This window comes from Cyclobacterium sp., from assembly GCF_014762705.1.
In the GTDB taxonomy this organism is placed as follows: Bacteria; Bacteroidota; Bacteroidia; order Cytophagales; family Cyclobacteriaceae; genus Cyclobacterium.
The window spans coordinates 74,895-83,789 of the sequence record NZ_JABURL010000068.1 but is presented as its reverse complement, the minus strand read 5'-3'; the positions used below and the strand labels follow the sequence as shown (position 1 = coordinate 83,789).

Here is an 8,895-nt window from a genome sequence, read left to right as displayed (position 1 = left end):
TAAGTTGCAAAAATACGTTATAATCATTTTATTATTAGAATGATAAATACAATAGGTTTTGCGCTGTAGATTTTGACAAGGGCCTGGTGATTGCCAAAACCTGAAAGGTAATCGGATTTCAGGAGTCGTAGAAATGTTAATTAAAAAAAATAAAAAATGATTATTGACCTTACAGGATATCATGCAGTAGTAGGTGGGGCCACCCGTGGTTTGGGGCTTGCCATTGCCCAACAGTTGGCCCAAAGTGGTGCTACCATTACCCTTTTGGCCAGGAACCAGGCCAAATTGGAACAAGCCCGGGATTTGCTTGCGGCAAGGGAGGGTCAAAAACACGATTTCCTGGAAGTGGATTTTTTGGAATTCGACACTTTCAGGGAACGCACAACCAGCTTTTTTGAGAATAAAAAAGTAGACATTCTGGTCAACAATACCAATGGCCCACAGGCCGGAACGGTGGAACAAAAGTCAACGGAAGCCTATCAGGAAGCTTTTGATCTCCTTTTTAAAACCTACCATCATTTAAGCCACCTGCTCCTGGAAGGGATGAAGGAGAGGGGGTTCGGACGGATTTTAAATGTGGCTTCAGTTTCCGTAAAAGAGCCCATGCCCAATTTGGTATTGTCCAACAGCATCCGGTCTGCCTTGGTCAGCTGGGCAAAATCACTTGCCCAGGCAGCGGCACCCTATGGGGTAACGGTAAATTCCATCCTGACCGGAGCTTTTGATACGGAACGGATCCGGGAACTGACCGAAAACCAGGTGCAGGGGACTGGTAAGTCTCTGGAAGAACTGATGGAAGCCAGAAAAGCAGCCATTCCCGCAGCTCGCTTTGGAAAACCCGAAGAATACGGGTATTTGTTGACTTTTCTGGCTTCTCCCCAGGCAGCCTATATCACGGGAGCAAGTATCCCCATAGATGGAGGGGCAAGCAGGGGCTTATGAATTTTCACTTGCGATAAATTTCGTGACGGTATTTTCTACCGGTTCAAGGCTTTGCAGGTAATCGTAGATGGCCCCCAGGTCCTCCCTGCTCATGCCGGCATACATGGCCCAGGGCATGATGGTTTGCATTTCTCCGGGGTTCAGCTTGCCGATATTTTCCGGCAATTCGAACATTTTAAATCGCTCAATAAATTGTGCCCTGGACCAGTTTTTCAACCCTGTTTCATGTGGGGTGAGGTTGGCTGAGGTAAGTATGCTGCCATCAGGAAATAAAAAAGAACGTCCTCCGGCAAGGGGCTCACCCGTATAGGCTCCGTTCTCAAATTGAGTATGGCAGTCGGCGCAGGCAGATGCGGTGGTAAGGTATTTGCCATAGGCCACAGCATCTTCTGCGGGAGGCCTTTTGGTCAATTCGGCTTTTACGGGCATGGTCCGCATGATCAGATTTACCGGAAAGTCCGCTTCGGATACCGGGTTTTCGGAAGGATTGGACTCCAGGCTACGGATATAGGCGATAACGGCTTCTATGTCTTCGGGGTCCATTTTTCCATAGCTGGCATAAGGCATGACGGGAAAAATGGGGTTTCCATCTTTTTTGACCCCTGTTGTGATCAGTCTGAATAATTCTCCGTCTGTGTAATCCCCAATGCCTGCCGGGGTAATGTTGGGAGAAACAAATACACCGGGGAAGCCCATGCTATGGTCAAAGCGCTCTCCCCCTATGGCTTCCGTTCCGGGTATAGGCGGAGCGCTAAAAAGGCTGAAATCTCTTTTAGAATGGCAATCGATACAGAGCATGACGTGATTGGCCAGATACTTGCCCCGCTCGATCTTTTCAGGGCTGGCTTCTACTTTTAAGTTTTCAGGAGCAGGCCCTACATTGGGCAAGGCCGTGGAAACATAGACCAGTCCTACAATAAGCAGTAGGACAATAACGGAAACCGAAACGATAAGGACTTTGATGAAGGTGGACATTTTAACTGGGTTTTTTTTGGGTTAATATTTAACTATAGTTTTACTAAAGCACATTTATTGCCTTTCAGTATTTTCAGTCAGTCAATTTTAATAAAAAGCCTGAAAATACAAGATAAATGGAATTAAATATAGGTAGGGTAGATTTCTGAAAAATGATAATTTGGTATTAAATATAATGAAAAAATTTTTTAACGGGTAGTCTTTGAGTTATTTTTCTTTGCACGCTGCCGCAAAAAACCAATCATTTCAGCAATGCTGTTAACCTCCTCTTTTCTGTCTGCAAAAACAAGAAGTATTCTGAAAGGCTGATCACTTACCACGATGCGTTCAGGCTGGGACAATTCAGGATTTTTTCTGAAGGCATTCCGGATCCAATGACTCAGGTGGGCAGGGCCATCAATTACCGGCAGCCGTGCAGGGTCTTTGAGTCTGATTTTACCTGATGCTGCATCTATTTGCCACTTGTTTCCCGGGAGCATATTTTGGATGCCTCCCTGTATCATAAGGTCCTCCGGACTACCTGTAAGCAATGGCTTTCGGGCTTCCATAATCCATAACTTATCAGCCGTTTCCATGGCTACTTCCAAATCATGAGTGACCACCAGGATGGCCTTGGCGGCTCTTTTGGCCAGGTCCCGCAACAAATACATGATTTCAAACCGGTTGGTCAGGTCCAGATGGGCAGTGGGTTCATCCAAAATCAGGATGGGGCTGTCCTGTGCCAGTGCTCTGGCAATTAAAGCGGTTTGCCGCTGACCATCACTTAGGGCAGCCAGTTTTTTACCGGCCAGGTCCTTGATGTTGGTCATGTCCATGACCTTGTTTACCACAGACTGATCTTGAGGACTGAGCCGGCCCCACCAACCAGTATGGGGAACCCTTCCCAAAGCCACCAACTCAAGGACTGTCATCGCACCAGAAGGAATTTTCTCGGTGAGCACTACTGCCACTTTTTTGGCCCGCTCCTTATCGCTGATTTCTCTTACATTCTCTTTTCCAAGGAAAACAGCTCCTTTTATTGGGGGATGCTGATCCATGATTGCCTTCAGTAAGGTGGATTTGCCTACGCCATTTGGTCCCATCAGACAGGTTAGCTCTCCCTGCTGCAAGTCAAAAGAAATTCCGGAAGCAAGCAGATTAAGACCCTGGGCAGAGCGGTAGCCCAGATCCAGACCTGCCGCATGAATTGCGGGTGTTTCCTGTTTATGCCATTTATTTTCGCTATCCATAGCCTTAAAATTCTTCGCTAAAATTCCTTCTCATGATCAGCCATATGATCAATGGGGCCCCGAAAGCTGTGGTCACGGCATTGATAGGCAGACTTGTGGCCATGCCGGGAAGTTGGCTGATGCTGTCACAGACCAGCAATACCAATACCCCCAGAAGCGCAGCTGCGGGGAATAGCTGGGTATGGTTATTGGTTTTGAACAGCAACCTGGCCAGGTGGGGAACAGCAATCCCAATAAAGGCAATGGGGCCGCAAAATGCCGTAATACTTCCCGTCAATATCCCGGTGCTCAATATCATGGACCAGCGCAATCTTTGAAAATTAATGCCCATGCTGACCGCATAGTTTTCTCCCAAAAGCATGGCATTGTAGGCTTTCACTGAGGTCAGTACAGGCAAAATCCCCAGCAGGACCGCGCCGCTGAGCAGCCCCAACTTCTCCCAGCCGGTGCTGCCCAGATTACCCATGGACCAAATGGTGAATAGCTTCAATTCCTCGGCAGCACTGAAATAGGCCAGCAAGGTAATCAGGGAAGAGGCAGCACTGCCAAACATCAGCCCCACAATCAGCAAAGTCATGCTGTCGCGGACTTTCCATGCCGCCAGTCCCATCAACACCAGCACACCGATAGAACCCAGGCTGGCCGCTGCTATTGCAGACCAATAACTCCCGGAAGCCTGCATGAATTGCCAGCCAAATGCTGTCCCTGCCATGGAAAGCAGGGCTACCCCAAGTCCTGCCCCGGAACTGATACCCAGTACATAAGGCCCGGCCAATGGATTTCTAAAAAAAGTTTGCATCTGCAAACCACTGATGGTAAGGGCTATGCCGGCCAGAATGGCGGTAAGGGATTTGGGCAGGCGGTATTCCATGACAATGATTTCCCAACTGCTCCTGGGAAAAGGTATGCCCAGCAGCCTTTGCAGCAGGTGTTCCACAGGAATGGATACCGAACCCAGGCTCAGGTTGACCAGCCATAGTAGCAGACATAAAATCAGGCAGATCAGCAGCTTGTAAGGCGTTAGTTTATTCATCCAGTCGTTGGAAATATTGAAAGTCGTGAGTGATGGCTTTCTCCGGATGCAGGATTTTGATCATGTCCATCAGTACCCAATCCGGCCGGAGGTAGCCCTCTTCAAAGTACATCAGCCCCCCGGTTTCGCCTTTTTTCAGGGTATAGGTATAAACCTGTTTATTTTTGAAAGCTTCAAAATTTCCGTATTTGGGGTTTTCCGACAGCATGTGGCCCAGGTTTTTAAAATCTGAAGCCCCAATCCAATAGCTGGCATCCCGGGCTTTTTCCAGCACGAATTCATAGTTCAACATCAAACTGCCATTTCCGCCAAGATCCCCAAATAGGTATTGCCCTCCTGCATCCTGTATGATCTGCGCTGCCCAGCTGTCTTTGGAAGGGGCATACCAAATGTCTTTATAAAGGTTGCCCGAAAGTACCGTAGGCCTTTCTTTTTCCGGGATTTGGCCGGTTGTAGATAAGGCTTCCCTGTAGTTTTTTTCGATCTGATCAAAGACACTGTCAGCCAGATCAGGTTTCCCCAAAAGGATACCGGTAAGCTTGATCCATTCGCTTCTTCCCAGGGGATGCTTTTCCAGGAATTCACCATTGACAATGACAGGAATATCAGCTGCTTTTAGCCTTTCTGCCAGTTGGCCGGCCTCTCCAAAACCGGATACCATTACCCAATCGGGATCTGCAGCAATAATTTTTTCCAGGTCAGGGGAGGGGCCCTTTCCCAGATCCAGGATTTCATTGCCTTCAATTCTCTTGCGGACTTCCATGGAGGATATCAGGTCCAGGTTGGGAAAGGCCATTAAATGCTCTTCTGCTCCCAAATAGCTCAGGTGTGGGATTTGGGTGGTGGCTGTAAGGATGATTTTCCGGCTTCCCACAGGAATAGATCCGTCAATTTTACCGGCGAAAGTACTGCTATTTTTGCCTGCTTCATGGACCAGAAGGAGGCTTTTGCTTTCCTGTTCCGGCCCGATTTCCAGGAGGTAAAAATCAGCTCCCTTATAGATGGAAAATCCCCGGGCATAGCTCATAGGGATTTTTTCCAGAGAGGACAGGTCCGCTGCGGCCGGCTTTTCGCTGCAGGCAAAAGCCATTATCCATAAGATGGCAATAAAGGGTTTGTAAACTATTCCTGGTTTGAAAAGCAGCATTGATGATGTGATTTGGGTTCAAAGTAAACCAATGTGCCTTCCATTTCCAACAGCTAAATTTTCAACAAAAATTTTTTGGATGCGGAATTTGCTGTATGTTTGTGCCGAATTATGGTTCCCGAACCTGTTCCAGGCTCTCGGGATTAATAGGGAATCCGGTGAAAATCCGGAGCTGTCCCCGCAACTGTAACCCATACCTCCGGCCGGATTCCGGCGAGAGGGGTTGTCCATCCTCAGCCATTGTCCCTTTTCAGGGATGAGAAGGCGGATCAACCAGGGAAAGTCAGGAGACCTGCCATTTTTTATGTATTCAACGCTTTCGGGAGAAAGGCGGAGAACTAGGTTTTCTTACCTGTAATTTCTGCTATTTCAGGAGCTGCCGGATATTTTCCAGGCAGTGAGTGGATTGTGGCCTTTCCCGGGAACAAACTGATTTCTCTTGCTATTTCTTGCCGGATGCTTTACGAAAAGATGTCCCAATGGCTGGAATAAAAATGCGTATGGCAAAAGTCACGGCCTTTCTGTGGCTGGGCTTGACTCCGGGTTTTTCTCAGGATTTTTCTGCAGATACCCTGGAGCTGACAGCAGTGGAAGTCCACGCAAAGCAGCTGCAAAAATATGCCTACGGGCAATTCGTCCGGAGCCTTGACAAAGAAAGGTTGACACAAATGTCAGGCATGACACTGGGCGAGGCCTTACAACAAAGTACGGGTTTGTTTGTACGGGAATACGGTCCCGGCATGCTTGCTTCCGTGAGCATGAGAGGGACTTCTGCGGGACACAACGCCCTCTTCTGGAATGGCCTGCCGGTAAATAGCCCCTCCCTGGGTCAGGCCGATTATTCCATTTTCACCATGGGGGGGTTTGACCAGGTGGCCATCCATTACGGCAGTTCAGGAGCACGCTATGGGACGGATGCCATTGGTGGAGCCATTCACCTGGACAATACCCCTGACTTCGGGAAAGGCAATGAAACAAGGATCAACACCCGCCTGGGTAGTTTCGGTCGTTGGGATCAGGAGCTGAGTCACAGGTACGGAGGGGATGCTTTTTCCTTTAAGACAAGCATTTACAGAAACTTTGCGGCCAACCGGTTTCCCTACACCGATTGGGCCAGCGCAGGCACGCCCACAAGGTTGCAAGACCATGCCGAAGTCACCCAAATGGGCTGGGCACAGGATCTGGCTGTCAAACTGGACCAAAGACAATCCATTGAGGCTTCCTTCTGGCTCAATGAAATCAACCGGGAAATACAGCCCCTGCTGGGTTCCCAGGAACGGGATCAGCAGCTGGATTGGAATATCAGGGGAGTGGTGGATTATTATAACCAAAGGGATAAGGCCAGCTGGAATGTAAAGGCAGGCCTGGTAAGGGATAAAATGCGGTTCAACCAAGAGGAAAACCAAACCCTTTTGGCCCTGTTGGGTGCAGAGCTGGACTGGGAACCTGCGGATAAATGGCAATCAAACACAGGCATTCGCCTGACCCATATAAAGGGTAAATTGGCTACCTATGCAAGGGAGGAACAGCGGCTGGAATTGTATCAGGCCACGAATTTTAATCCCTTGCCCCGGCTGGGTTTTTCCCTGCAACTACGGCAATTGATCCATGATGGGGAGCCGGTGCCCTTCACCCCGGGCCTTGGTGCCGCCTGGACCATTTTTAATCAGGAGGACCAGGAATGGGAACTGACCGGAAATATTTCCCGAAGCTTTAAAGTTCCCACCTTAAATGACAGGTTTTGGGTTCCTGGCGGAAACCCCGACCTGCTGCCCGAACAAAGCTGGAGCAAGGAAGCGGGTCTCAACCAGTCCCTGAAAGGTTCCCGGTTTCACCTCAAAAACAGGCTTGCTTTTTTTCACATGGCCGTGGACCAATGGGTCGTCTGGCTGCCAAAAGGAACTTTCTGGACTCCGGAGAATGTCCGAAAAGTAGTCAATCAGGGATTGGAATATTTTTTTGAAAGCGAATGGGAAAGTGGTAACTGGAAGCTGGGTGTGGACCTGGATTATGCCTTTACCCGCCCTGTTATTGAATACGATGACCAGGACCAAAGCATAGGCAAGCGGTTGCCTTATGTGCCTGAGCACAAGATTCATGGCCAGCTGCATGCCGGAAGAGGGCCCCTTTCTTTTTTTATTCGGGGACAGAAAACCGGGAAGAGATTCGTAACCACAGACAACCGTAGCACTCTGCCGGCATTTGCTTTATGGGGAGCCGGGATACAATACGATTTTAAGTTTTCTCACTGGTTAAAAGGGAATATGGGGCTTAGTGCCCACAATATTTTTGACCGGGACTATCAGGTCCTGCGTCTCCGGCCCATGCCGGGAAGGAATTTTCAATTTAATGTAAACCTGCTTATATGAAGAAGTTAACTATTGCCAATTGCCTGTTATTGATCAGCCTCCTGTTTTCTTGCGGGACGGATCCTGTCGAACTCCCGCTGGGGGCATATGAGGAAGGAGTTTTGATTGTAAACGAAGGTGCCTTTGGTGCCAATGACGGGGAGATATTTCATTTTGACGAAGCATCAGGAGAAATGGAGTCTGCCATTTTTGAGAAGGTCAATAACCGCCCTTTTGCTGGCTTGATCCAGAACATGCTTGTTTTTGGCGATTATGCTTACCTGGTGGCCAATACCGGCAAGGTGGAAATCGTCCGCTCATCGGATTTTATGAGTATGGGAGCGGTAGAAGGGGAATTGGTAAATTCCCGTTCTTTGGTTACGGCTGAGGGGAAGCTATTTATCAGCGATTGGGGAGCCTATGACGACAATTATCAGAACCCGGATTCGTTTATCGCCGTGGTAAATGACCCCACCGGCGGTGCCATTGCCAATACAATACCTGTTTCATCCAGGCCTGAGGGTTTGACTTATTTCGGGGACAGGGTGTTGGCCGCCTGCCAATCTGAAGGACAGGTGCTGGTGATCGATCCGGAGACGGAAACAGTAGAAAAAACGGTTCCGGTGACGGGTACCCCTTTTTCCTTTTTTGATTACGGGGGTAAATTGTACCTGTATGCCACAGATGCAGCCAATGTTTACCTGCATGAAATAGCTTCTGGGGATTTTGAAATCACAGACAGCCAGGCATTTTCCGTTGCCAATAGCATTTACAATGGGAGTTTTACGCTCACCGAAGGCGGAGAGATTTTTGTCATCAGTAACCAGGAGAGCGAAGACGTGGTGGTGAAGTTATCCATCAGCTCCGGTTCAGTTATTGAGGAGAATTTTTATTCAGGAAATAATTTCTACGGATTGGGTTACGATGAAGCAACGCAAACGCTATATATCGGTGAACATGCCGGCTGGCAGGGAGACGGATCGGTGTTGCGTGTCAATTCAGGTGGGGAACTGATAAACCAAATGCCCGCAGGAAGAGGGCCGAGTGGTTTTTATTTTCCCTGAGTTTGGATGAGCCTAAGTGGTGATATGCCGTGCCTGAGCTTGTCGAAGGCATGATGTGCTGATTACTGATGTTGAATACTGGGCGAAGAATGCTACTTCACCCGGCTATTTTCGGAATCATAAATAGCTAAGACCCGCCAAAAAGCCATTTGTAAAG

Annotated in this window: 7 protein-coding genes and 1 riboswitch; of the genes, 3 read left to right on the top strand and 4 right to left on the bottom strand. The window is 48.6% G+C overall.

From position 1 onward, the window contains the following. Positions 1-156 precede the first annotated feature (156 nt). Complete coding sequence (locus HUJ21_RS12935) at positions 157-942, top strand: SDR family oxidoreductase (protein ID WP_291370435.1); 786 nt, start codon at positions 157-159, stop codon at positions 940-942. Here HUJ21_RS12935 and HUJ21_RS12930 read toward each other — a convergent pair. The 4 genes from HUJ21_RS12930 to HUJ21_RS12915 all read right to left on the bottom strand — a co-directional run bounded on the left by HUJ21_RS12930 (position 937) and on the right by HUJ21_RS12915 (position 5,326). Then, a complete protein-coding gene (locus HUJ21_RS12930; protein ID WP_291370433.1) occupies positions 937-1,917 on the bottom strand; it encodes a c-type cytochrome in 981 nt (326 codons plus the stop codon). The two genes, HUJ21_RS12935 and HUJ21_RS12930, sit on opposite strands and share 6 nt — an antisense overlap. A 188-nt stretch (positions 1,918-2,105) precedes the next feature. After that, the gene (locus HUJ21_RS12925; RefSeq protein ID WP_291370431.1) at positions 2,106-3,146 is read right to left on the bottom strand and encodes an ABC transporter ATP-binding protein; all 1,041 of its coding nucleotides are present in this window, start codon (positions 3,144-3,146) and stop codon (positions 2,106-2,108) included. Positions 3,147-3,150: 4 nt separating this feature from the next. After that, a complete protein-coding gene (locus HUJ21_RS12920; protein ID WP_291370429.1) occupies positions 3,151-4,179 on the bottom strand; it encodes an iron ABC transporter permease in 1,029 nt (342 codons plus the stop codon). Then, a complete protein-coding gene (locus tag HUJ21_RS12915; RefSeq protein ID WP_291370427.1) occupies positions 4,172-5,326 on the bottom strand; it encodes an ABC transporter substrate-binding protein in 1,155 nt (384 codons plus the stop codon). Before HUJ21_RS12915 ends, HUJ21_RS12920 begins: the two co-directional genes overlap by 8 nt. A gap of 95 nt (positions 5,327-5,421) precedes the next feature. Then, positions 5,422-5,641, top strand: a riboswitch (cobalamin riboswitch). Positions 5,642-5,805: 164 nt separating this feature from the next. Between HUJ21_RS12915 and HUJ21_RS12910 the strand changes: the two genes are divergently transcribed. Both HUJ21_RS12910 and HUJ21_RS12905 read left to right on the top strand, forming a co-directional pair. Beyond that, positions 5,806-7,695 carry a TonB-dependent receptor gene (locus HUJ21_RS12910; protein WP_291370425.1) on the top strand — a complete coding sequence of 630 codons (1,890 nt, stop codon included), beginning with the start codon at positions 5,806-5,808 and terminating at the stop codon, positions 7,693-7,695. Beyond that, positions 7,692-8,738, top strand: coding sequence for a DUF5074 domain-containing protein (locus HUJ21_RS12905; RefSeq protein ID WP_291370423.1), 1,047 nt, complete (start codon positions 7,692-7,694; stop codon positions 8,736-8,738). The genes HUJ21_RS12910 and HUJ21_RS12905 overlap by 4 nt, the downstream gene beginning before the upstream one ends. Positions 8,739-8,895: the final 157 nt, after the last annotated feature.